We start from the raw sequence: 23,248 nt of genomic DNA, 5'->3' as shown, positions 1-23,248 counted from the left end.
GACGAAAGGGAACCGTCCGTGAAGTTCGACGTGTGGGCACCGCAGGCCGACCGGGTGACGCTCCATTGCGACGGCGTCACGCGCGCGTTGGCGCGAGATCCGGCACGGGACGGCTGGTGGAGCGGCGAGGCGGACGCCCGCGACGGCACGCGGTACGGGTTCGCGCTGGACGACGGCCCCGTACTGCCCGACCCGCGCTCACGCCGACAGCCGGACGGACCGGACGGCCCGAGCGCGGTCGTCGATCACCGGCAGTACGCCTGGCGCACCGAGTGGGCCGGCCGTCCGCTGCCAGGGGCGGTGCTGTACGAGCTGCACGTGGGCACGTACACGCCCGAGGGCACCCTCGACGCGGCCGCCGAGCGGCTCGACCACCTGGTCGAACTGGGAGTCACGCACATCGAGTTGATGCCGCTGTGTCCCTTCCCCGGCCGGCACGGCTGGGGATACGAGGGGGTCTCGCTGTGGGCGGTGCACGAGCCGTACGGCGGCCCCGAGGCGCTGCGGCGCTTCGTCGACCGGGCCCATGAACTCGGCCTCGGCGTGGTCCTGGACGTGGTGCACAACCACCTGGGCCCGTCGGGCAACCACCTGCCCGCGTTCGGCCCGTACTTCACCGACACCCACCACACCCCGTGGGGTGCCGCGGTCAACCTCGACGCGCCCGGCTCGGACGAGGTGCGTGCCTACCTGCTCGGCAGCGCGCTGGCGTGGCTGCGGGACTACCGGATCGACGGGCTGCGGCTGGACGCGGTGCACGCGCTGGCGGACACGCGCGCGTGCCACTTCCTTGAGGAGCTGTCGAGGGCCGTGGACACCCTCGCCGCCGAGACGGGCCGGCCGCTGTTCCTGATCGCCGAGTCGGACCTGAACGATCCACGACTGGTCACCGCGCGCGCGGAGGACGGCCTCGGCCTGCACGCACAGTGGAACGACGACTTCCACCACTCCCTGCACACCGCGCTGACCGGCGAGTCCCAGGGCTATTACGCGGACTTCGCGCGCGCCCCCTTCGCAGCCCTCGCCAAGACGCTTACGGGCGGCTTCTTCCACGACGGGACGTACTCGAGCTTCCGGGGCAGGCACCACGGCCGCGCCCTGGACCGCAGCCGCGTGGCCGCGCACCGGCTCGTCGGCTACAGCCAGACCCACGACCAGGTCGGCAACCGCGCCCAGGGCGACCGCCTGGCCGCCTCCCTGTCTCCCGGTCTGCTGGCCTGCGCGGCCGCGCTGACGTTGACGGCTCCGTTCACGCCGATGCTGTTCATGGGCGAGGAGTGGGCCGCGGGCACGCCCTGGCAGTTCTTCACCGACCACACCGATCCGGAGCTCGCGGAGGCGGTACGCCGGGGCAGGCGGCGGGAGTTCGCCGCACACGGCTGGGCCGAGGAGGACGTACCCGACCCGCAGGATCCGGCGACCCGCGACCGCTCCTGCCTGGACTGGTCCGAGCCGCAGCGCGAGCCCCACGCGCGCGTACTGCACTGGTACCGACGCCTCATCGCGCTGCGGCACACACACCCGGACCTCACCGATCCCGACCTCGCCGACACGAAGGTGGCCTACGACGAGGAGGCCCGCTGGCTCGCCTTCCGCCGTGGCGACGTACGCGTGGCGGTGAACCTCGGCAAGGAGCCGGCGTCGATCTCCCTGGGCACTCACCCGGCCCGGGTACTCGCCGCGTGGGAACCCGTCGAGGGACCGGACGCGGACGGGGTACTGCTGGTGCCCGGGGAGTCGTGCGTGGTGCTGGAACAGGACTGAGGCGGGGCCGGGGGAAAGCGAGCCCCACGGAGCTACAGCTCCTCCTCGTCGTCCGTCTCCTCCTCCCGGAGGTCCGTCACCCGCTCCAGCAGGATCGGCTCCCAGGCGCGGCGCAGTTGCGTCCGCAGCAGCGGCAGTGGGATGTCGTCACGGCCCTCGCGGCGCTCGGCGAGGCGGATGACCGTGTCGCAGCGGGCGAGCCACAGGCCGCGCAGGCACGGGCGGGGGCCGTAGCCGGCGAGGGTGGCGGCACGTACGGCGGCTGGGGCTCCGACGGCGAGCGCGAGCCCGGCGATGTCCTCCGCGGGGTCGCCGATGACCGCGTCGGTCCAGTCCAGGACGCCACGCACCCGGCCGTCGGCACTGACCACCAGGTGCTCGCCCCTGAGGTCGTGGTGGACGAGGACGGCCGCGCCGGGCTGCGCGACGAGCTGGGCCGCGCCGGGCGGGGTGAGCTGGTGGAGCCGGACGGGGTCGAACTCGTCGGCCGCGCCGAGGAGTTCCGCGGCGGTGACAGCCATCCGGCGCAGCGCCTCCAGGGAGCGTGGGGCGGCACGCGGGACGCCGAGGGTCTCGGCCTGCCGGGCGGGCACCTCACGCAGGCCCGTGAGCAGTCCGGCCAAGTCGGCCTCGCCGACGGCGGACACGTCGTGTTCCTCCGCCGAGCCGCCGGGCACCTTCGTGTCCAGCGTGTAGGTGAGTCCGGGCGCCCACTCGCCACGCGCCACGCTCGTCGGTACGGCCACGGGGACATGGGGTCGCACGAGGTCGCGCAGGCGCAGCTCACGGCGTCGGCGGACGGTCGCCTCCCGGTCGGTGGCGAGGCGCAGCACATGGCGGGTACCGACCCACCACGTGGAGTGCGTGCCGCCCCCGGCGACGGGCCGCACCTCGGGTCCGGCGGCGGCACCGTTCGCACCGACCCCGCCGCTCTCGCCCTCCTTGCCTTCCTTCATCAGGGAACGGGCCAGTCGGCGGACGGTGTCCGCGGTGGGTGTCGGTGCCTGGGTCATGGGTCGCGCCGTTGCTCGGGGGTGTCGTCTCGAGGGTGGGGCTCCTGGTGGTCGGACCACGCCTTCAGTCCACTATGACCATCTCGCGGGTCGTGTCGTTGAGCCGACGGCCGCCCTCCTCCGTCACGGCCACGATGTCCTCGATGCGCACCCCGAAGCGGCCGGGCAGATAGATGCCGGGTTCGATGGAGAAGCACATCCCGGGGACGAGGGTCTGCTGCTCGCCCTCGATCATGTAGGGCGGCTCGTGGGTGGTGACGCCGATGCCGTGGCCTGTGCGGTGGATGAAGTACGGGCCGTACCCGGCGTCCTCGATGACCTTGCGGGCGGCCCGGTCGACCTCCTGGCAGGCGACGCCGGGCCGCACGGCCCGGAAGCCCGCCTCCTGGGCCGCGCGCACGATGTCGTGGACCGCCCGCTCCTCGTCCGTCGGCTCGCCCACGTGGACCGTGCGGGTGGTGTCGGAGCCGTAGCCGTCCTTGAGGCCGCCGAAGTCGAGCACGACCATGTCGCCGCGCTCGATGACGCGGTCGCCCACTTCGTGGTGTGGGTTGGCCCCGTTCGGCCCGGAGCCGACGATGGTGAAGTCCACCACCGCATGTCCGTGTTGACGCAACAGTCGGCTGAGGTCCAAGGCGATCTCCGACTCCCGGCGCCCGGCGAAGGGAACGTTCCGGATCTCCTCGAACGTTGCGTCTGCCGCCGCGCCCGCGGCCGCCAACAGCTCCAGCTCCGCGGCGTCCTTGACGGCGCGCAGCATCGGCAGGGCGTCGGTGAGGGAGGCGTAGGAGGTGCCGGGCAGCACCTTCTGCAGGCCGAGCAGGTGCATCGCCCAGGCGTTGTCGCTGATTCCGAAGCGGCCGGAGGCGTCGAGGATGCCGGCGGTGGCGGCATAGGGGTCCTTGCCGTCGGTCCAGTCGCGCACGGTCAGGGCGGGCGCGCCCGTGGCCTTGGCCGCGTCGGGGGCCTCCAGCGTGGGCACGACGAGGACGGGGTCCTGGCCGGCGGCGAGGACCAGCAGGGTGAGCCGTTCGGTGGCCGCGGTCGGCGCGTAGCCGGTGAGCCAGACGAGGTCCGGCCCCGGTGCCACCAGGAGCCCGGCCAGCCCGGCGTCCGCGGCGGCGTGCGCGGCTCGCTCCATCCGGGCCCGGTAGTCGTCGGCGGTGAAGGGCGCGGCCGTACTGCCGGTCATCCTGGCCTCCCTGGGCGGGCGAAGAGGTGACTACGGGCAGCATCCTGCCCGGCCGGACGGGCCTGCGCGAGCCGGTTGGCGGAGCTGCGTGGCTCATCGTGGCGCGCGCCGCCGAGAGCGAACCAGTGGTTTTCCGACCAGACCCCGACCTCGACTAACGGATGAATCTTGATAAACCATTAGAGCTAATGCTTAGATTTCGACGAACCATTAGCAGCTAGGCACTCGAACCAGGCGCTCAGGCCAGAGACTCGGGCCAGGCACTCAGGGAGGACGACGACCGTGCTGGTACTCGCACACATCAGCGATCTGCATCTGGACGGCAGCACCCGAGCGACGGAGCGCGCCGAACGGGTGCGTGACCGCCTGTGGGGACTACGGGGACAGGTGGACGCGCTGCTGGTCACCGGGGACATAGCGGACCACGGCGCGGAGGCGGAGTACGAGGAGGCGGCCCGCATCCTCGGGCTACGGGACAACGACGCACCGTTCCCGGTGCTGACCTGCCCGGGCAACCACGACAGCCGCGCCCCGTACCGCAAGGCCCTGCTGGGGCAGCCGCCGGCCGACGGACCGGTCAACAGCGTGCGGACCTTCGACGGCGGCGCCGTACTGATGTGCGACTCCAGCATCCCGGGGAGCGACGAAGGGGCCCTGGGCGAGAAGACGTACGCCTGGATCGAGGAGACGCTCGACGGCCTCGGCGGCGGCGTTCCGGTGCTGCTCGCCTTCCACCACCCGCCGGCGGCGCTGCACCATCCGCTGCCCGACTCCTACCAGCTGGGCGAGCCGCGGGCGCTCGCCGCCCTCGTGGAGCGCAGGCCCGAGATCGCCGGGTTCGTCACCGGGCACGCGCACACCGCGGCCGCCACCTCCTTCGCCGGCCGGCCACTGGCCGTCGGCCCCGGGGTGACGTGGACGCTGCGGCTGCCCTGGGAGGGTGAGCAGGCCGCCGACCGGGACGCACCGGTCGGGCTGGCCTTTCACATACTGGACGACGAGGGACGGCTCACGAGCCACTTCCGGGTGGTCACGTGACGACCCCGGGTACGGCCGTCAACTGCTGATAGCCACCGCTTCGGTGACGGATCGTCAGCGTGACCTCCTTGCCGGGGCGGGCACGGGCGACGGCTCGCGCGAGATCGGCGGCCGAGTCGACACGGGTCCTGCCGAAGGCGAGGAGCACGTCGCCGCGGACCAGCCCCGCCGTGTAGCCCGGCCCGGGAACATGGATGCCGACGACCATCGCCCCGGCCTTCTCGGCGTCCACCGCCTCGACCCCGAGCGTCGCTCCGGGCTCGTCCTGCGACGGGAACGACGTCGAGGACGACGAGGACGCCGACGAGGCGGCACCTGAGCGGGCCGGGGCGGACGCGGTGCCGACCGCCCCCGGCCCGTGCTGCCCCGCCGCCTGCCGCTGGAGTTCCGCGAGCCTGCTCATGCCGATCACGGTGGCCCCCACCGTCCCGAGCCCCACCCCGGACAGCACCAGCACCGCCCCGACGAACAGGCCGAACAACAGGGTCGTGAGCCTTCGGCCGCGGCGTCGCGCGGCATGCGGACGCCGGGACTGGCCACCGGACCTGACACCGCCCGAGGGCACCCGGCCGGGCATCGGCTTGGGACGCAACGCAGTCTGTTCCATGAATCGCCTCCGGCTGGTGCTCTACCCGGAGCACCGGCGTGGGACGAGACACGAACGAGTGAGACTGCCCCGGGGTCAGGAGTGGGAAGCCATGCTGCCCAGACCCTCGCCGGGGACCTGCCCTAGGCGCAGGAAGGGCACAGCCCGCGGTAGGTGACCTCGACCTCGGACACCGTGAAGCCGAACCGTTCCATCGCCGGGAGGTCGGCCAGCGGATTGCCGGTCGGGTGGACGTCGCGGATGGTGCCGCAGTTGGAGCACACGAGGTGCTGGTGCGGGTGGTGCGCGTTGGGGTCGTAGCGCTTGGCGCGGCCGTCGGTGGAGACCTCTATGACCTCACCGAGGGAGACCATCTCGCCCAGCGTGTTGTAGACGGTCGCCCGGGAGATCTCGGGCAGCCGCTGCGCCGCGCGGGCGTGCACCTCGTCGGCCGTGAGATGTACGTGGTCGCCGTCGAGGACCTCCGCAACGACACGCCGCTGGGAGGTCATCCGCCAGCCACGCCCTCGCAGTCGCTCCAGCAGGTCACTCATATCGGTTCACCTATTCAGATTCGGTGGGACACCGGAATTTTACCAGTGGACATCCGGGTTCCTATCGGATATGGGTTTGGCTCGCTTCTTGACTAAGACTGTGTCCATCGTAGGATCAGATCTGGCGATAGCCAAGGGACAGGACGACTCCAGTACGGCAGGAGACGGAGGCGTGGGTGCGTGAGGCCCTCCACGCGCTCTCCGCGGCTCTACCGGGGCCTGTGCTCCGACTGTCCCGCCGCCCGCAGTACCTGAGCGCCGTGTTCCGCCCCGTCCGGAAGGATTCCCATGTCCGAGAACCATGACGCAATCGTCACCGACGCGAAAACGGAGGGCGGAGGTGGTTGCCCGGTCGCGCACGGGCGCGCCGCGCACCCGACGCAGGGCGGCGGAAACCGCCAGTGGTGGCCGGAGCGGCTCAACCTGAAGATCCTTGCCAAGAACCCGGCTGTGGCGAACCCGCTCGGCGAGGAGTTCGACTACGCGAAGGCGTTCGAGGCCCTCGACCTCGCTGCCGTCAAGCGGGACATCGCGGAGGTGCTGACGGACTCGCAGGACTGGTGGCCGGCCGACTTCGGCAACTACGGCCCGCTGATGATCCGGATGGCCTGGCACAGCGCGGGCACCTACCGGATCAGCGACGGCCGCGGCGGCGCCGGGGCCGGCCAGCAGCGCTTCGCCCCCCTCAACAGCTGGCCGGACAACGGCAACCTCGACAAGGCGCGCCGTCTGCTGTGGCCGATCAAGAAGAAGTACGGCCAGAGCATCTCGTGGGCCGACCTCATGATCCTCACCGGCAACGTCGCCCTGGAGACGATGGGCTTCAAGACCTTCGGCTTCGCCGGCGGCCGTGCGGACGTCTGGGAGGCCGAGGAGGACGTCTACTGGGGTCCCGAGACCACCTGGCTCGACGACCAGCGCTACACCGGCGACCGCGAGCTGGAGAACCCGCTCGGCGCGGTCCAGATGGGCCTCATCTACGTCAACCCGGAGGGCCCGAACGGCAACCCGGACCCCATCGCGGCGGCCCGCGACATCCGTGAGACGTTCCGCCGGATGGCGATGAACGACGAGGAGACGGTCGCCCTGATCGCGGGCGGCCACACCTTCGGCAAGACCCACGGCGCCGGCCCGGCGGACCACGTAGGCGCCGACCCCGAGGCCGCCTCGATCGAGGAGCAGGGCCTCGGCTGGAAGAGCACCTACGGCACCGGCAAGGGCGGCGACGCGATCACCAGTGGCCTGGAGGTCACCTGGACCAGCACGCCGACCCAGTGGAGCAACGGGTTCTTCAAGAACCTCTTCGAGTACGAGTACGAGCTCACCCAGAGCCCGGCCGGTGCGAACCAGTGGGTGGCGAAGAACGCCGAGGCGATCATCCCCGACGCGCACGACTCGTCGAAGAAGAAGCTCCCGACGATGCTCACCACCGACCTGTCGCTGCGCTTCGACCCGATCTACGAGCCGATCGCGCGCCGCTTCTACGAGAACCCCGACCAGTTCGCCGACGCCTTCGCCCGCGCCTGGTACAAGCTGACCCACCGCGACATGGGCCCGAAGTCCCTGTACCTCGGCCCGGAGGTCCCGGCGGAAACGCTGCTGTGGCAGGACCCGCTGCCGCAGGCCGAGGGCGAGGCCGTCGACGCCGCCGACATCGCGGCGCTCAAGGCCAAGCTCCTCGACTCGGGTCTGACCGTCTCGCAGCTGGTCTCCACCGCGTGGGCCTCGGCCTCCACGTACCGGGGCAGCGACAAGCGCGGCGGCGCCAACGGCGCCCGCATCCGCCTGGAGCCGCAGCGCGGCTGGGAGGCCAACGACCCCGACCAGCTCGCGCAGGTCCTGCGCGTCCTGGAGGGCGTCCAGCAGGAGTTCAACTCCGGCGCCAAGAAGGTCTCCCTGGCCGACCTGATCGTCCTCGGCGGTGCCGCCGGCGTGGAGAAGGCCGCCAAGGACGCCGGTTACGACGTCGAGGTGCTGTTCACCCCGGGCCGTGTCGACGCGACCGACGAGCACACGGACGCCGAGTCGTTCGCCGCGCTGGAGCCGACCGCGGACGGGTTCCGCAACTACCAGGGCAAGGGCAACCGCCTGCCGGCCGAGTACCTGCTGCTCGACAAGGCCAACCTGCTCGGCCTGAGCGCCCCCGAGCTGACCGTCCTCGTCGGCGGCCTGCGCGTCCTGGGTGCCAACCACGCCCAGACCTCGCTCGGTGTCCTCACCGACACCCCCGGTGTCCTCACCAACGACTTCTTCGTCAACCTGCTCGACCTGGGCACGACGTGGAAGTCGACCTCCGAGGACCAGAACCACTTCGAGGGCCGTGACGCCTCGGGCGAGGTCAAGTGGACCGGCACCCGTGCCGACCTCGTCTTCGGCTCGAACTCCGAGCTGCGGGCCCTCGCGGAGGTCTACGCGAGCGACGACGCGAAGGAGAAGTTCGTCAACGACTTCGTCGCGGCGTGGGTCAAGGTCTCGAACCTGGACCGGTTCGACCTCGTCTGATCACCTGGGTGATCACCCCGCGTGATCACCCCGCGTGATCACCCCGTCTGATTCATGGCGTCCAGGCCGGCCCGCGCGGGCCGGCCTGGACGTCCTGCACCCGAAGGTTCCGAACGCACGGCCGATACGATCACGGCCATGACGGCACCGGAACCGACCATCCTCGCCACCTCCGGCGGACTCCGCGTCGGAGGACGCACCAGGGTCCTGTTCGACGCGCTGGTCCATCACGCGGTCGACCTCTCCGGGGTGCACGGCCGGCGCCCGCGCATCATGTACGTCGGCACCGCGATCGGGGATGCCGAGCACTTCACGGCCCGGGCGACCGAGGCCGCGCGGGTGGCGGGCTTCGACCTGACACCGCTGCACCTGTTCCCCATGCCCAACCTGGAGGACGTCGAGGGCGCGGTCCTCGACCAGGACGTCGTCTGGGTCATGGGCGGCTCGGTGGCCAACCTGCTGGCCGTGTGGCGAGTCCACGGCCTGGACCGCGTCATGCGCCGCGCCTGGCAGGCCGGGGTCGTCCTCACCGGGGTCAGTGCGGGATCCCTCTGCTGGTTCCAGGGCGGCGCGACCGACTCCTTCGGGCCCGAGCTGCGTCCGGTCACCGACGCCCTCGGGTTCCTGCCGTACGGCAACGGCGTGCACTACGACTCGGACGAGGGCCGGCGTCCGCTGATCCACCGGCTGGTCGCGGACGGCACCCTGCCGACCGCGCACTGCACCGACGACGGAGTCGGCCTGGTCTACCGCGGCACGGAACTCGTCGAGGCCGTGACCGAGCTTCCGGGCAAGGGCGCCTACCTGGTCACGCGTGAGGGTGACCGCGCCGTGGAGCAGCGCGTCGAGCCCCGCAGCCTGCCGCCCCTCTCACGCTGACGGCCCCTCCCCGACAAGCTCTCCGGCGACGGCTCACGCCCGCACCCGATGATCCGGGCACTGGCGCGGGCCGCGGTGGAGCACGCGGCACGAGCGGGGGTCGGGGCCGTGTGACGCCGCGCTTGACGCGGCTCGACGTGGTGGGGCGAGTCCGACCCGACCCCGACGCGTATGCGGCCTCAGCCGACCGGCAGGGCCGGAGCGGGCGGGCGGTCCGGGACGAAGCCGTGTGCGCGGCGGGCCAGGTAGGCGGACTTGTAGCGGTCGACCTCCCGGTGCCAGTTCAGGATGCCCGCCATCCAGTTCTGGAGGTCGGCCACATAGCCCCGCATGGCCTCCCGCGCCTCTTCCGACAGGTCGAAGTCGTCGTACAGGACGGGCAGTTCGTGTGCGGCCACGTGCTCGAACTGCTGCATGCGCTGGTTCATCAGGTCGCCGACCACACGGAGGCCGGTCGGGTAGTCGCAGCCGAAGAAGTTCTGCACGACGAGGACGGCGTTGTGGATCTCACCCTCGTACTCGATCTCCTTCTGGTACGAGAAGACGTCGTTCAGGAGGCAGGCGTAGTCGATGGCGGCGTTCTCCAGCGAGCGGACGGGGCCGCTGCGGTACACCTCCGGCGGGACGGCGGGGCCGTGCCCCATCCGGCACAGGCTGAGGGTGAGGTCGGAGCCGAAGGTGGCGCGCCGCATCTCCAGGTAGTCGACGGGGTCGGGGACGCGGTTCTGGAGCTGGTTGGACAGCTCCCACACCCAGCTCTCGGTCATCACGTTCACCGCGTCCTTCAGGGTGCCGCGCGCCTCGGGAGTCATCCCGGCCGTGGTGCGCGCCCACAGTTCGATCAGCCCGCGCTCCATGGCGTTGGCGGGGACCGGGACCGCCTCGCCGGCGACGGGCATACAGGCGGACAGGCGCTGAGTGGCCAGTCGGGCGGCGGCCAGGGCGCGGCGGTGCCCGAAGACGAGGGGGTAGTAGTCGTCGCCGTACGTGCCCCAGGCGAGCCACTGCGAGCTGAGGTCGAGGGCCTCGGCGGTCGCGTCCGGATCGAGGCCGGCGGCGCACAGGGGGAGGTCGGCCGCCGCGAGCTTGTCCTCGTCCCAGACGCCCTCCTCCAGCATGCCCATGCGGTGCGTCCACCCGGTGAGGCGGTCGCGGGCGCCGTCCAGGTGCGGGCTGAGCTCCAGCTCGAACGGCATGTGGAAGTCGGGCAGCAGGGACGGGCCCACCTTCTGGTGAGGCACATGGGAGTAGGCGCGCAAGCGTTCCGCGGCGGCGGACGCGAGCAGCGCGCCGATGTCGGCGGCGGAGGTGCCGGGCCCGGTCGGGCTCTGCCAGGGCGCGGCGGACCGCGCGCCCTCGTTCATGTAACGGCTGGAGCGCAGATGCCATTCGTGGCCGCCGGACTGCCAGTCCTGCAACCCCTTGGTGTACGCCGCCACCGCCGCGACCTCGCCGGCGCTGAGGCCCCTGTCCAGGGCCAGGGCGGGCACTTCGGTGAGGGCGGTGTGCTCGAACTGGTGGAGGCGGGAGGTGAGGATGTCGTTGACGGTGTCGGCGGCCTCCTGGGTGGTGCAGCCGAAGAAGGTCTCCAGGACGAGCACGCCGTTGCTGTTCTCGCCCTCGTCCTCGACCTCCCGTTGGTAGGAGAACAGGTCGTTGCGCAGGTGCACGGCGTCGGAGAACGTCTCCATCAGCACCCTCAGCGGCCTCGACCCGGCGACGGACTCGGGCACTTCGGCGGTGGCGTACTCCACGAGGCCCGCCGACCAGGGCGCGCCGCCCACCTTGCGGCGCATTTCGATGTACTCGACGGGGTTGGCGATCCGCCCCTCGTTGATGTTGGACAACTCCCACATCGACTCGTTCAGCAGGTGCTCGGTGGCGACGGCGAAGCGGCGGCGCCAGTCGGTCGACATCGACGGCACCGTACGCGCCCACAGGTCGGCGAGCCCGGCCTCGACCGGGTTCTGCGGCTCCGGCACGGGAGCCGACAGATCCAGCGGCATGAACAGCGGCAGCCGGTCCAGGTGGGCCTTGCCCGCGGCGCGGTCCGGGGTGCGCTTGAACATGTCGAGGAAGTGGTCGTCGAAGAAGAACACCCACACGTACCAGTCGGTGATCAGCGACAGCGCGGGGCCGTCGCAGTCGGGGTGGGTGTAGGCGCAGAGCAGGCCGTAGTCGTGCGCGTCGAGGTCGGCCTGCTCCCAGATCCCGGACCCCTCCAGCATGCCCATCTCGCGCGCCCACCCCGTCGAGTGGGCCCGGGCCTCGTCGACGTGCGGGTTCAGCCGCGCGGGATACGGCATGTAGAAGTGCGGGAGTTCGAACGGCTGAGTCATGGCCGGGCCCTACCCGCGCCCCTCAACACCCATCCACCGGGCAGGACATGATCACACCATCGCGTGAATGAGGCCCGAATCGCCGGGTTTTCCCTCGTCGATCCGTTCCGCCACACGCGCTCTCGTCGAGCCCTTCGCCCCGGGCCACCGTGATCGTGCGGCTAAGCCTTGACCTGGATCAGCGCGTGCGTCCCGCTCGTCCGCCAACGCTGCCCCTCGGCGGTGACGAGCGCGTCCTCCGTGTGGGCGTCGAGGCCGGTGATCACGTCGGACTTCAGGGTGCGCAGGGCGGCAACCGGGCCGGGGAAGTAGGCGGTGACGTCCGTGAAGGGGGTGGTCGGGGGCCATCGGCGGTCGCCCACCAGCCGACGGTAGTTGAGGTCGCCCTTGACGACGGTCAGCGCGGCGTCGCCGAACTCCTTGTGCAGTTCGGGGGGCATCGCCTCGTACGGCAGTGGGGCGCAGGCGAAGGGGTGCGCGCGGACCTGGAGCCGGCCGTCGGTCATCGCGTCCCGGATGCCCCGCCCGTACGCGGCGGCCGCGCCCGGCGCGGCGGTGAGCCGGCGGACCGCGTCGAGCACGTCGGCGGTGGTGGCGTCGGAGACGTAGTACGGGTATGGCTTGATGTGCAGGACCGCCCGCTCCACCCGGCGCCGTTCGAGGAGGTGGGCGACGAGGAGCAGGTCGGGGATGAGTTCCCGGCCCGCGTTGTCGGCGACCAGGCAGAGGGTGCCCGTGCCGGAGGGCGGGAGCAGCGACCAGAGGGCCTCGCTGTCGTCGGCGACCAGGGCCGGGGTGGTGTCGGCGGGGTGGCCGCCGGGGGCGGAGAGGCGGAAGCCGAGGTCGGCGCGGTTGCCCCAGAGCGAGCCGTGCAGCAGGGCCCTGGCCCGCTCGTCGGCCGGGCGGGCCTCGAGGTCGTCGAGGGCGGCCAGCTCCTCGTCCGTCTCCGGGGCGTCGAGCTCGGCGAGCTTGGAGGGGCGGAAGGGGTCGATGCCCTGCCAGGTGCCCGGGACGAAGTATCCGACGGCTTCGAGGAGTTGGCGGTAGAAGTAGCTCTCCGCCCACAGCCACGGCACGTCGAACCAGGACCGGCCCACGTACTCCCCGAGACCCCACGCCTGCCACCGGTCCCGGTCGTGGGCGTCGGCGGGAAGCGGTTCGAGCACGCCCTCGGTGCAGCTGACCAGCAGCGTGTCCAGCGCGCGGCGGATGTCGGGGCCGTACGGAACGGCGTCCCGCACCTGCCGGATGATCGCGGGATGCCGCTGCGCGAGCACGCTGTGCGGGAAGGAGCCGGGTTCGTTGCCCAGGATCACGGGCGCGGCGGGGGTGTCGGGCATGTGGATCACCGTATCGGCTCCCCCTGATCACACGATGCTGATCTCCCGCTCCAGCCGGGTGACGAGCGTCAGGTACCGCGGGCGTCGCGGTACCGGCACCAGGCCCCGGATCAGCATGTGCCACATCTCCGCCATTCTGCGCGGGAGTCGGGCGACGGGTTCCAGGGAGCGGCCCACGACGCGGGTTCCGACGAAGAAGGAGACGAGGGAGTGGGCGACGGCGTCGACGTCGACGTCCGGGTGGACGTCGGACTCCCGGACCGCGCCGAGGAGCCGGCGCGTGACCAGGTCCAGCCACTCCGTGAACGGGTGCGGCAGCGGCGGCCGTACCTCGACTCCGCCGGTGGCGAGCCGGAGTCCGGCCCGGGTGATGGGTCCCTCGACGGACAGCCGCGCCATGCCGAAGGTGATCCGCATCAGGGCCTCGAGGGACGGACAGCCCTGGTCGTCGACCTGGTCGACCACCCGCCGCGAGGCCTGGGACTGGAGCTCCATGATGGCGTGGGCCAGGTCCTCCTTGGCCGCGAAGTGGAAGTACAGGGCGCCCTTGGTGACCTGCGCGTGCTCGACGATGTCGCTCAGACTGGTCGATTCGTAGCCGCGCCGGTCGAACAGGTCGGCGGCGGCCGTGATGATCGTCGCGCGGGTCTGCTCGGCGCGTAGCTGCCTCGCCATCGGCTGGACACTCCCGGGGGCCGTAAAGAACGGGTCATGCCGTTTGTTTTGACGCCCTGTCCACGATAACTCACCGACCCGCGGTCCCCACCAGGCACTCGAAAATCGTCGACTCCCCCTGTCTGCCCACGACTTGCAGTTCGGCGCCGTCTTCGCTCGCCAGCTCGATCCAGGTGGGACTGTCCAGCTCGGCGTACCGGTGGAAGCGGGCGTGGTACCCAACTGGTGCTCGTCTCCCGTCGGTCCACCACCGGGCGGCCTGGCGGGCCGCCTCCAGGAGCAGCATCCCGGGGACGTGGTCCAGTGGATGGTCGAAGAAAACGGGGTGTGCGGTATCTACTCGTAGCTGCCAGCGGTCGGAACGGTCCGTCGGGGCCAGGACGACGTCGGCCGGCAGCACGCGGTCCACGCCGGTGGGCGGCAGCCCGGGCCGCAGGGGCACGTCGGAGGCGAGAGCCGGGGTGCGGCCGCCGCGCAGCCGCCGGTAGACGGGCTCACTCAGACAGGTGAACGCGACGTCCGCGCGCGCGACGAGCTCACCCGCGCGCAGGACGTCCGCCGTGTAGCGGGCGGCGGCCGGGCGGGCGCCGCGGTACTGGACGTCGGTGAAGGCGACTTCGACGGCCGGTTCGGCGGGCAGCGCACCGACGGCCAAGTGCTGCGGAAACGTCTCGACCTGGAACTCGTTGAGCACGAAGTGGTGCCCCAGCGGCACGTCGTACTCGGTGTGCGCGATCAGCGTTCCGCTCTGCCGTACGGTCTCCACGACCAGCAGCGGATCGTACGCGGTGCGGTCGGGCGACACGTGTAACTCGTGGGATCGCGGCCACTGCGCCGACACGTGGAACCGGTCGGGCGCGGTCCGGCTCCAGCCGGTGAGGAGGGTCTCCGCCACCGCCGCGCGGTGGACGAGCTCACGGGGAACGGTCGCTGTCATGGACGGGATGGTCTGGGCGCTCTGGCGGGGTCTCGGCATGTCCCTCCCTACGGTCCCCCGAAGGCCACGGCAGACGGCGAAGCGCCCACTCGAGCAAGCGTTAGGGTACGAGGCGACCGGTTTGTTTTCAATGAGATCAGTGGACGACGCCCGAAGATCGGGCCGATCCTGCACGCGATCGCGGGGGTCGGCCGACTCGGCGGTGCGGAGGGGCTCTTATGGCAAGACAGGAGCGCGCCATCAGGACGCGCAGGGCGATCCTGGAAGCCGCCGGCGCGGTCTTCGACGAGCACGGCTACACCTCCACGACCATCGCCATGGTGCTGGAGCGTGCCGAAGTCACCAAGGGCGCCCTGTACTTCCACTTCCCCTCCAAGGAGTCCCTCGCGCAGGCGGTGCTCGACGAGCAGGTGCCGTTCGGTGCCGTGCCGCCGCAGCCCTGCAAGTTGCAGGAGATCATCGACATGACCTTCGTCGTCGGCATGCGGCTGCTGGGCAGTTCCCTGCTACGGGGCAGTGTGCGGCTCGCGGTCGACCAGGCGACACCGTCCGGGGTCGATCACGGGCAGCCGTTCCGGCAGTGGGCCGAGCGACTGACGGAACTGATGGAAGAGGCCCGCGCACAAGGCGAGTTGCTGCCCACGGTGCGGTCGCGGGACACGGTGGAGCTGCTGGTCGGGGCGTTCAGCGGCATACAGCTGATGTCGCGGGCACTGACCGACCGGACGGACCTCGGCGAGCGATTGTCCGTGCTGTGGGCGCACATGCTGCCCAGCATCGCGGTGCCGGGCCTGCTGCCCGGCCTCGACAGCGGGGCCGACCGCGGCTCGAGAGTCTTGACGGCAACCGAAGCACCGATCGCGTAGCGGCGGCGGCGACGGCGGCGACAACGACGACGACGGAGACAGCGGCGGCCCAGGCCGGCCTGGCGCGTGCGCCGCCCCGTCCGGGGTTACGCGGGCCGGATCGCGCCGGGTTCCGGCCGCCGGCTGAACGCACCGGCCCCGGCCGCCGTACTGCACGCAACAGACCGTTCCCGCGAGACCGTTCCCGCGCCGGCCGAGGAGACGTTCCGGATGTCCCGGATGACCGCACACCGCCGCATCGCCCTGGCGGCCACCGCCCTGAGCCCGCTCCTGCTGAGTCTGTGGACCGCGGCACCGGCGCTGGCGCACGGCGCACCGACCGATCCGGCCAGCCGGGTGTTCGCCTGCTCCCCCGAGGGCGACTCGACCAGCTCGGCGGCCTGCCGGGCGGCCGTGGCCGCGAACGGCGCGTCCTTCGCCGCCTGGGACAACCTGCGGGTCGCGAACGTGGCCGGCCGGGACCGCCAGGTGATCCCCGACGGAAAGCTGTGCAGCGCGGGTCTGCCCGCTTACAAGGGCCTCGACCTCGCCCGCGCGGACTGGCCGTCGACGCGTCTGTCACCGGGCGGGACGCTGACGATGACGTACGCCTCGACGATCCCGCACACCGGCACGTTCAAGCTGTTCCTGACCAAGCCCGGCTACGACCCGGCGAAGCCGCTGCAGTGGTCCGACCTGCCCACACGACCGTTCGCCGAGGTCAAGGACCCGAAGCTGACGAACGGCGCCTACCACCTCACGGCCAAGCTTCCGTCGGACCGGACGGGACGCCAGGTGCTGTACACGATCTGGCAGAACAGCAGCACACCGGACACGTACTACTCGTGCTCGGACGTGGTGTTCCCGGCGGCTGCGAAGTCCACCGCGTCCGCGAGCGCACCGGCCCGCGCGAGCGGCAGCCCGTCGCCGACCACCGAGGCGCGCAAGGGTGCGGCGGTGCCCTCGGTGAGTACGTCCTCCCCCACACGGACCGCGCAGTCCGCGAGCCCGGCCACCGACAGCACGCCGGTGGCGGCGTCCACCACCGACCCCGGGTCCGGCCCCTCCGCGCCCCTCATGGCGGGCGGCGCCGCCGCGGTGCTGGTGCTCACCGGGGGCGCCGCCCTGTTCATGCGTCTACGTCGACGTTGAACTCCCTGTCCTTGACGGTCAGTTGACGTACACCGGCGCGCCCGCGTCCGTCACCGGGGCGTACCTGGCGGTGAAGTAGCCGTTGGCGAAGCACAGGGACGAGCCGGACGTCTTCGTGAACTGCTGGTTGGCGAAGGCGATGCTGTTGTCGGTGTTGCTCGCCGTGCCGGAGAGGCTCGCGGCCTGGTAGACGCAGGTGATGGTGCCCAGCAGGGTGCGCAGCTTGACCGTGGTCTGGATGGTGGAGCCGGCGGCCGGAGTCACGGTCACGGTGCCGTCCGAGGCCACGGTGGTGGTGTACGGCAGGTTGTCGACCGTGATGCTGGTGACGCCCAGCACGCCGACGACGTTGCTGGTGCAGGTGGCGGCGTCGAAGGTGTGCGCCGTCAGGGACTCGGTGGCCGTGCCCGGCGCGGTGGGGTTGTCCCCGACCGTGGCGGTGAACTGCGACGAGGTGCACGAGACGCCGCTCGTGCCGGTCGCGCTCGAGGAGAGCGTGGCGGCGGTGCCGCTCGCCAGGTTCGCGATGAGGGTGTCGCCGCTCGCGACGGGGGTGCCGGCGGCACCGCCGATGGTCAGAACCGGGGTGTCGGCAGCGGAGGCGGGGACGGCAGCGGGCAGCGTCAGGGCGACGACGGCGCCGGCGAGGGTGAGGAGGGTGCGAGTGCGCATACGGGTGCCTCTTCTCCGGAGTGGGGGGCTGAGGGGGGTGTGTTGGGGCTGTGGGGGGATCGGGCCCGAGGGGGTTGGGGCTGGGGGTCGGGCGTAAGGGGGGGTGAACCCTGAGGAGGGTGGGCCCTGAGGGGGGCGGGCGTATGGGGGGTGAACCCTGAGGGGGGATCGGGCCCGAGGGGGTTGGGGCTGAGGGGGGTCGGGACTCAGGGGGGCGGGGCTGAGGGGGGCGGGGCTGAGTGGGTAAGGAGGCGCTGGAGGAGGTTGAAGGGGGTGGCGTGCGTGAGGAAGCGCGGACGCGCGGACGTGTCCGCCGTTGCCGGCCCGTAACGCCTTCTCCGTACGTGACGGACCGGCAACGGCAGCTGCCGGCCGGAGGCCGACGACCGTGGGGGAGTCTGCGGCCGGGCCGGGTGGAAGGGCGACGGTCACGGTTCGCGGTGGAGGGAAGCAACCGTGGCGGCGCCGAGGAGGATTCGGACTCGTGGGTCACTGCGGACGGAGGCCGGGAACGCGGGCGGTCGCCGCGCAACGGATCCGGCGCCACGGATCCGGGCTGAGCCAGGGAGAGTTGTAGACCTGATGCGCCGTCAACGTCAAGCCGACACAAGGAAGTTGACGCCAATCAGCGGGTTGGGCGGAGTCACCCGAACCCCGTGATCCACAGGTGAAGCACAATCGACACTCTTTTTCCACAACTCCCTTGACCCTCCACTGTAACCATCGGTAACTTCCTCGGCGGCTACTGCGGCGTAACAGTGAAAGCCCTTGCAAACGCCGGGAGTTGTGAGGAGACGTGCGCCGCAGCCACTGTCCGCGCCAGGACAACGTGCCACTGAAGCCCAACCCGCACTGACTATGCCCACGGGAGCAGACATGGCCTCGTCCTCGGACGTCACGTCGTCCGCCGACAACACCCCCGAGAACCCGGAAAGCGGTTCCGCACCAGGCACGCCCGAGGTGCTCGGGGGCTCCGAAAGACGCGGACGCGTCCGTATGCGCCGGGCCGCGGTGATGGCGGTGCCGGCCACCCTGGTCGCCGCCGGCATGGCGATCCTCACCGCCCAGGGGGCGCTGGGCGTGTCGTTCAAGATCTCCGGCATGCCCTTCACGGTCACCGCGACCGACCTCGACGGCACCGGCTTCGAGCAGTTCGGCGCCCTCGACACCATGGCGGACGGCAGCCCCAACACGGGCGACACCGGTGGCCAGGTGCTGGTCGTCACCTCCGCCATCAAGGACGCCACGCTCACCAATCTGTGCCAGAGCGTCGACCTCGGTGGCATCAACCTGCGCATCACCGCGGGCGACGGCAAGGACAAGGTGATCGCGAGCGACCTGACCACCGACTCGACGGACCTGTCCGGCAATGCCGAGTTCCACGGCATTGAGATCGGCAACGACGCCAGCGAGCTGGACAAGGCGGGCGTGAAGGGCCCGATCGGCGTCTTCAGCCAGCAGGCCGACACGGTCCACATCGGCGACCTGCGGCAGACCAACTACGCGACCACGGCCGGCGTGTTCACGCTGCCGAACCTCCATCTGAGTTTCAGCGAGAAGGCGTGCTGATCCGATGCCGGGCCGTCCACGACAGGGACTGAGGCCCGCCTTCAGGGGGTGGCGGGCCGGCCGGCCGTTCTGGGGCGGGCTGCTGCTCACTCTGGGCGGGGCGGAGATCCTGTTCACCGAGAAGGCGTCGCTGAAGGTCGTGATGCACATCGGCGCGCAGGGCCTGGCGGGCTATCTGCTGCCGGCCGTCATGATGCTGTGCGGGCTGCTGATCCTCTTCAACCCCGCCCAGCGCCTCTTCTACTCGATCACCGGGGTCCTCCTCACCCTGGGCACCTGGGTCACCTCGAACCTGGGCGGCTTCTTCCTCGGCCTCCTCCTCGGGGTCGTCGGCAGCTGCCTCACCTTCGGCTGGCTCCCCGACCAGGAACCACGCCGCAGCCGCCGCCGGCGCCGACGGGAGGCGCGGGCCGCGGAACAGCTCCGGCAGACCGGGGATCCGTCGCTGAACGGGGCGGGAGGACCCGCTTGAGCCGGATCGGGTGAGTGAGCCCAGCAGCCCAGCAGTCCAGGTGTCCGGAAGCCACCGGAACTTATCGGCCACCGCGTTAGTTTCTACGGTGCTGTAGAAACTGATGACTACGAACACCTGGAGTTCTCATGGCCCTGTGGGACCGCATCAAGGAGTCCGCGTCGACGATGCAGACCCAGCTGGTGGCGAAGAAGAACGACCTCAAGAGCGGCGCCTTCCGCGACGCGAGCATGGCGATGTGCGCCCTGGTCGCGGCGGCGGACGGCACCATCGATCCGGCCGAGCGGCAGCGCGTGGCCCAGCTGATCGCCACCAACGAGGTGTTGCAGAACTTCCCCGCGGACGACCTGCGGCGCCGTTTCGAGGACAACCTGAACAAGCTGACGACCGACTTCGCCTTCGGCAAGGTCAGCGTGTTGCAGGAGATCGCCAAGGCGAAGAAGAAGCCCGCGGAGGCGCGTGCCGTCATCCAGATCGGCATCGTCATCGGCGGGGCGGACGGCGACTTCGACAAGACGGAGCAGGCCGTGGTGCGCGAGGCGTGCTTCACGCTGGACCTGCCGCCGCACGAGTTCGACCTCTGAATCGGTGCCTGCCGGGGGCGCGGGGCGGCCCGGCCCCCGGCAGGATGGGCCCAAGCTCGACGACCTCGACCGTGCCCTGATCCACGCCCTGCACGTCGACGGGCGGGCGCCGTTCAGCCGGATCGCCTGCGTCCTCGGCGTCTCGGCGCAGACCGTCGCACGCCGTTACGCCCGGCTGCGTGCGGAGGCGTCGCTGCGGGTCGTGGGGCCGACTGACCCCGACCGGGCCGGCCGCACCCAGTGGCTGGTCCGGATCACGGCGATGGCCGGCTCCGCCCGGGACATCGCCCGTGCCCTGGTGCGGCGGCCGGACACGTCGCGGGTGAAGCTCGCCTCCTCCCTCCCGGGGGCCGTGAGCGAAGAAATCGCACACTCCCAGCCCGCCCGTCTCGTCCCGCCCGGGTTCATCGACCGACCGTCCAGATTCAGCCAAGCCGGACGGGGTGATTGACGCGTACTCGCCACCCCCCTACCTTCTGACCGACTTACCGAACCTTGTTCGATATTTCGGAGCCACCTCGATCCATCTCACCCCGCCCCGAAGGTGCCCGCACCCCTTTGGAGAACCCATGCCCCCCGCACCCCGCCCGTCCCGCCGCTCGTTCCTCGGTATGACCGCCACCGTGCCGCTGGCCCTCACCGGCGCGCTCACCCTCGGCGCGGGAACCGCCCGCGCCGCCGACTCGGCGTACGTCATGGGCTACTTCACCGAGTCCCCGAGCGGCACCGGCACCGACTACGGCCTCCATCTGGCCGTCAGTACGGACTCGCTGAACTGGACTCCACTGAACCAGAACAACCCGGTGGTCACGCCCACCGAGGGCGCCGGCGGCCTGCGCGACCCCTTCATCCTGCGCAAGCAGGACGGCACCTTCGTCGTCCTCGCGACCGACCTGAAGGGGACCGACTGGAGCTACGTCAGCCAGTACGTCCACGTCTGGAACTCCACCGACCTGCGCACCTTCACCGGCTACCACCGGCTGAAACTGCACGACATGAACACGCACAGCTGGGCGCCCGAAGCCTTCTGGGACGCCGGCCGGGGCCAGTACGGGATCATCTACTCGTCCGTCAACGACAGCGGCCACAACGTCATCATGGTCAACTACACGACCGACTTCGTCACGGCGACGGCCCCCCAGGTGTTCTTCGACCCCGGCTACGACGTCATCGACGGCGACCTGGCGGTGGGCGTGAACGGCGTCAACTACCTCTACTTCAAGTCGAGTTCGGCGCAGGCGTTGGTGGGAGCGAAATCCACCTCCCTCACCCCGGGCAGCTTCACCGCCTTCAGCACCGGCGTCGCCCACGGCGGCACGGAGGCCCCGATCCTCGTCAAGTCACAGACGTCGAGCTCCTGGTACCTGTGGGGAGACACGTACACCCCCAACGGTGTGTTCTACGCCTGGCAGTCCACCGACCTGTCCGCCGGCACCTGGACCGCGGTGGACCAACGGGCCTACACCCAGCCGGTGAACTCCAAGCACGGCACGATCCAGCCGATCACCACGGCCGAGTACACCAACCTGATCGCGAAGTGGGGCGCACCGGCCTGGAACCGGCTGAAGTCCTACAACTACCCGGCCCGGTACGTCCGCCACTCCAACTACGTGGGCCGGATCGACGAGTACCCCTTCGACCCGTACACGGACGCGCAGTGGAAGCTGGTCCCCGGCCTGGCCGACAGCACCGGGGTCTCCTTCCAGTCGGTCAGCCTCCCGACCCGCTATCTGCGGCACTACAACTACCAGCTGCAACTGGACGTGAACGACAGTACGTCGGCGTTCGCCCAGGACGCCACGTTCTACCGTACGGCCGGCCTGGCGGACGCGAGCTGGTCGTCCTTCCGCTCGTACAACTACCCGACCCGCTACATCCGCCACTCCAACTACGTCCTGCGCATCGACCCCGTTTCCACGGCCACCGAACAGCAGGACGCGACCTTCCGCGTCGGCTACTGAGCCCTCGGGGTCCGCGTCAGGCACGGCCGCACCGTCGGCGAGCCGGATCAGCTCGCCGACGGTGCGGATGGTTCCGCCCAGGAGGACCGTGCGCACCCGGGCAGGATGCCGTGCGGACTCAGTCCAGGCCGACCGACTTCAGCCACGCCTTCGCGACGTCCAGCGGGTCCTTGTTGTCCAGCTGCACCTGCGCGTCCAGGTCGAGCAGCGCCTCCGTGTCGAGCTTGACCGAGACCGCGTTGAGCGCGGCGGCGCCCTCCTGGGAGAGGCCGCCCTTGTAGACGAGCGGCTGCACGTTCTCGAACCCGAAGAGGTTCTCCGGGTCCTGGAGAACGACGTGCTTCTCCTTGGCGATGGTCGGGTCCGTGGTGAAGAGGTCCGCGGCCTGCACGGTGTTCTTCTGCAGCGCCGCCTGGGTCAGCGGACCGCCCGCGTCCAGCGCCTTGAAGGACTTGAACTCCAGCCCGTACACGGACTTCAGGCCCAGCAGGCCCTGCTGCCGGGTCTGGAACTCCGGCGAGGCCCCGATGGCCAGGTCCTTCGCGATGTCCTTGAGGTCACCGATGCTGGACTCGGACGTCAGGTTGTACTTCTTGGCGGTCTCCGCGTTGACCGTGACGGAGTCCTTGTCCTGCGCAGGTGCCGGGTCCAGCAGCTCCAGCTTGGCGTCCAGCTTGGCGCCGATCGCGGCGGTCGTGGCCTCGAGCGTCTTCGGCGTGGCCTTCGGGTCGAGGTAGGCGAGCAGCGCGCCGTTGTACTCGGGCAGGACGGTGATGGAGCCGTTCTTGAGCAGACCGTAGGTCGTCTCACGGCTGCCGATGTTGGGCTTGTAGGTGACCTTGATGCCCTTGGCCTTCAGGGCCTCGCCGTAGATGTCGGCGATCAGGATGCTCTCGGCGAAGTTGTTGGAGCCGACGACGACGGTCTTGCCGTCCGACTTGCCTCCCGCGAGCGGGTCGTCGGAGTTGTCGTCGGAGGAGGAACATCCCGCCAGCAGGGCCGTCGCCGCGGCGAGCGCGACGGCCGCCGCGCCGGGGTGTCTCCGGATGGACCTGAAGCTGTGGGCGTTGGAAGTCACGATTCCCGTTCCGGGCTCAGGGGTTGGTGAAGGATTCGGTGAACACCTTGGTGAACACCTTGGTGAGGAACGCAGGGAAGAACACGGTGAAGATCT

General features: G+C 70.8%; 21 protein-coding genes. 11 read left to right on the top strand and 10 right to left on the bottom strand.

Features of this window, described 5'->3' with window-relative positions:
* Window positions 1-18: 18 nt before the first annotated feature.
* Complete coding sequence (treZ, locus tag ABT114_RS31325; RefSeq protein ID WP_351146258.1) at window positions 19-1,764, top strand: malto-oligosyltrehalose trehalohydrolase; 1,746 nt, start codon at window positions 19-21, stop codon at window positions 1,762-1,764.
* Between the two features lie 32 nt (window positions 1,765-1,796).
* On the opposite strand, the gene ABT114_RS31320 is transcribed toward treZ, so the two are convergent.
* Both ABT114_RS31320 and ABT114_RS31315 read right to left on the bottom strand, forming a co-directional pair.
* Complete coding sequence (locus tag ABT114_RS31320) at window positions 1,797-2,777, bottom strand: aminoglycoside phosphotransferase family protein (protein WP_351146257.1); 981 nt, start codon at window positions 2,775-2,777, stop codon at window positions 1,797-1,799.
* A gap of 64 nt (window positions 2,778-2,841) precedes the next feature.
* Entirely contained in the window at window positions 2,842-3,969 is a 1,128-nt protein-coding gene (locus ABT114_RS31315; protein WP_351146256.1) for an aminopeptidase P family protein, read from the bottom strand.
* 282 nt (window positions 3,970-4,251) lie between these two features.
* On the opposite strand from ABT114_RS31315, the gene ABT114_RS31310 reads away from it, so the two are divergent.
* On the top strand, window positions 4,252-5,007 hold the full coding sequence (locus tag ABT114_RS31310) for a metallophosphoesterase (protein WP_351146255.1): 756 nt from the start codon (window positions 4,252-4,254) through the stop codon (window positions 5,005-5,007).
* Here the strand turns inward: ABT114_RS31310 and ABT114_RS31305 are convergent.
* Both ABT114_RS31305 and ABT114_RS31300 read right to left on the bottom strand, forming a co-directional pair.
* Window positions 5,000-5,614, bottom strand: a complete 615-nt coding sequence (locus tag ABT114_RS31305) for a PDZ domain-containing protein (protein ID WP_351146254.1) — start codon at window positions 5,612-5,614, stop codon at window positions 5,000-5,002. The genes ABT114_RS31310 and ABT114_RS31305 overlap by 8 nt on opposite strands.
* A gap of 122 nt (window positions 5,615-5,736) precedes the next feature.
* On the bottom strand, window positions 5,737-6,147 hold the full coding sequence (locus ABT114_RS31300; RefSeq protein WP_351146253.1) for a Fur family transcriptional regulator: 411 nt from the start codon (window positions 6,145-6,147) through the stop codon (window positions 5,737-5,739).
* Between the two features lie 288 nt (window positions 6,148-6,435).
* On the opposite strand from ABT114_RS31300, the gene katG reads away from it, so the two are divergent.
* Window positions 6,436-8,649, top strand: a complete 2,214-nt coding sequence (katG, locus tag ABT114_RS31295; protein ID WP_351146252.1) for a catalase/peroxidase HPI — start codon at window positions 6,436-6,438, stop codon at window positions 8,647-8,649.
* A 138-nt stretch (window positions 8,650-8,787) separates the two neighbouring features.
* The gene (locus ABT114_RS31290; protein ID WP_351146251.1) at window positions 8,788-9,528 is read left to right on the top strand and encodes a Type 1 glutamine amidotransferase-like domain-containing protein; all 741 of its coding nucleotides are present in this window, start codon (window positions 8,788-8,790) and stop codon (window positions 9,526-9,528) included.
* Between the two features lie 179 nt (window positions 9,529-9,707).
* Here the strand turns inward: ABT114_RS31290 and cyc2 are convergent, their stop codons facing one another.
* The 4 genes from cyc2 to ABT114_RS31270 all read right to left on the bottom strand — a co-directional run bounded on the left by cyc2 (window position 9,708) and on the right by ABT114_RS31270 (window position 14,819).
* On the bottom strand, window positions 9,708-11,867 hold the full coding sequence (gene cyc2, locus ABT114_RS31285) for a germacradienol/geosmin synthase Cyc2 (protein ID WP_351146250.1): 2,160 nt from the start codon (window positions 11,865-11,867) through the stop codon (window positions 9,708-9,710).
* Window positions 11,868-12,028: 161 nt separating this feature from the next.
* Complete coding sequence (locus ABT114_RS31280; RefSeq protein ID WP_351146249.1) at window positions 12,029-13,207, bottom strand: damage-control phosphatase ARMT1 family protein; 1,179 nt, start codon at window positions 13,205-13,207, stop codon at window positions 12,029-12,031.
* Window positions 13,208-13,234: 27 nt separating this feature from the next.
* The gene (locus ABT114_RS31275) at window positions 13,235-13,882 is read right to left on the bottom strand and encodes a ScbR family autoregulator-binding transcription factor (RefSeq protein ID WP_351146248.1); all 648 of its coding nucleotides are present in this window, start codon (window positions 13,880-13,882) and stop codon (window positions 13,235-13,237) included.
* 70 nt (window positions 13,883-13,952) lie between these two features.
* Window positions 13,953-14,819, bottom strand: coding sequence for a ScbA/BarX family gamma-butyrolactone biosynthesis protein (locus ABT114_RS31270; RefSeq protein WP_351146247.1), 867 nt, complete (start codon window positions 14,817-14,819; stop codon window positions 13,953-13,955).
* A gap of 218 nt (window positions 14,820-15,037) precedes the next feature.
* Here ABT114_RS31270 and ABT114_RS31265 point away from each other — a divergent pair, with 218 nt between their 5' ends.
* On the top strand, window positions 15,038-15,685 hold the full coding sequence (locus tag ABT114_RS31265) for a ScbR family autoregulator-binding transcription factor (protein WP_351146246.1): 648 nt from the start codon (window positions 15,038-15,040) through the stop codon (window positions 15,683-15,685).
* A gap of 210 nt (window positions 15,686-15,895) precedes the next feature.
* Window positions 15,896-16,816, top strand: a complete 921-nt coding sequence (locus tag ABT114_RS31260; RefSeq protein WP_351146305.1) for a lytic polysaccharide monooxygenase auxiliary activity family 9 protein — start codon at window positions 15,896-15,898, stop codon at window positions 16,814-16,816.
* A gap of 18 nt (window positions 16,817-16,834) precedes the next feature.
* On the opposite strand, the gene ABT114_RS31255 is transcribed toward ABT114_RS31260, so the two are convergent.
* On the bottom strand, window positions 16,835-17,488 hold the full coding sequence (locus tag ABT114_RS31255; protein ID WP_351146245.1) for a Tat pathway signal sequence domain protein: 654 nt from the start codon (window positions 17,486-17,488) through the stop codon (window positions 16,835-16,837).
* Window positions 17,489-18,364: 876 nt separating this feature from the next.
* Here ABT114_RS31255 and ABT114_RS31250 point away from each other — a divergent pair.
* The 5 genes from ABT114_RS31250 (at window position 18,365) to ABT114_RS31230 (ending at window position 22,074) form a co-directional block, all read left to right on the top strand.
* Window positions 18,365-19,057: a DUF6230 family protein gene (locus tag ABT114_RS31250; RefSeq protein ID WP_351146244.1), complete on the top strand. Its 693-nt coding sequence runs from the start codon at window positions 18,365-18,367 to the stop codon at window positions 19,055-19,057.
* 4 nt (window positions 19,058-19,061) lie between these two features.
* Window positions 19,062-19,529, top strand: a complete 468-nt coding sequence (locus ABT114_RS31245; RefSeq protein ID WP_351146243.1) for a DUF6114 domain-containing protein — start codon at window positions 19,062-19,064, stop codon at window positions 19,527-19,529.
* Window positions 19,530-19,657: 128 nt separating this feature from the next.
* A complete protein-coding gene (locus tag ABT114_RS31240; protein ID WP_351146242.1) occupies window positions 19,658-20,113 on the top strand; it encodes a tellurite resistance TerB family protein in 456 nt (151 codons plus the stop codon).
* 4 nt (window positions 20,114-20,117) lie between these two features.
* On the top strand, window positions 20,118-20,564 hold the full coding sequence (locus ABT114_RS31235; RefSeq protein ID WP_351146241.1) for an Lrp/AsnC family transcriptional regulator: 447 nt from the start codon (window positions 20,118-20,120) through the stop codon (window positions 20,562-20,564).
* Window positions 20,565-20,682: 118 nt separating this feature from the next.
* Complete coding sequence (locus ABT114_RS31230; RefSeq protein WP_351146240.1) at window positions 20,683-22,074, top strand: glycoside hydrolase family 43 protein; 1,392 nt, start codon at window positions 20,683-20,685, stop codon at window positions 22,072-22,074.
* A gap of 118 nt (window positions 22,075-22,192) precedes the next feature.
* Here the strand turns inward: ABT114_RS31230 and ABT114_RS31225 are convergent, their stop codons facing one another.
* Entirely contained in the window at window positions 22,193-23,152 is a 960-nt protein-coding gene (locus ABT114_RS31225) for an ABC transporter substrate-binding protein (RefSeq protein ID WP_351146239.1), read from the bottom strand.
* Between the last annotated feature and the right edge of the window lie 96 nt (window positions 23,153-23,248).

This window comes from Streptomyces sp. NPDC002088, assembly GCF_040296605.1.
Classification (GTDB): domain Bacteria; phylum Actinomycetota; class Actinomycetes; order Streptomycetales; family Streptomycetaceae; genus Streptomyces.
Note: the sequence above shows the minus strand (reverse complement) of the source record. Positions and strands in the feature narration are given on the sequence as shown.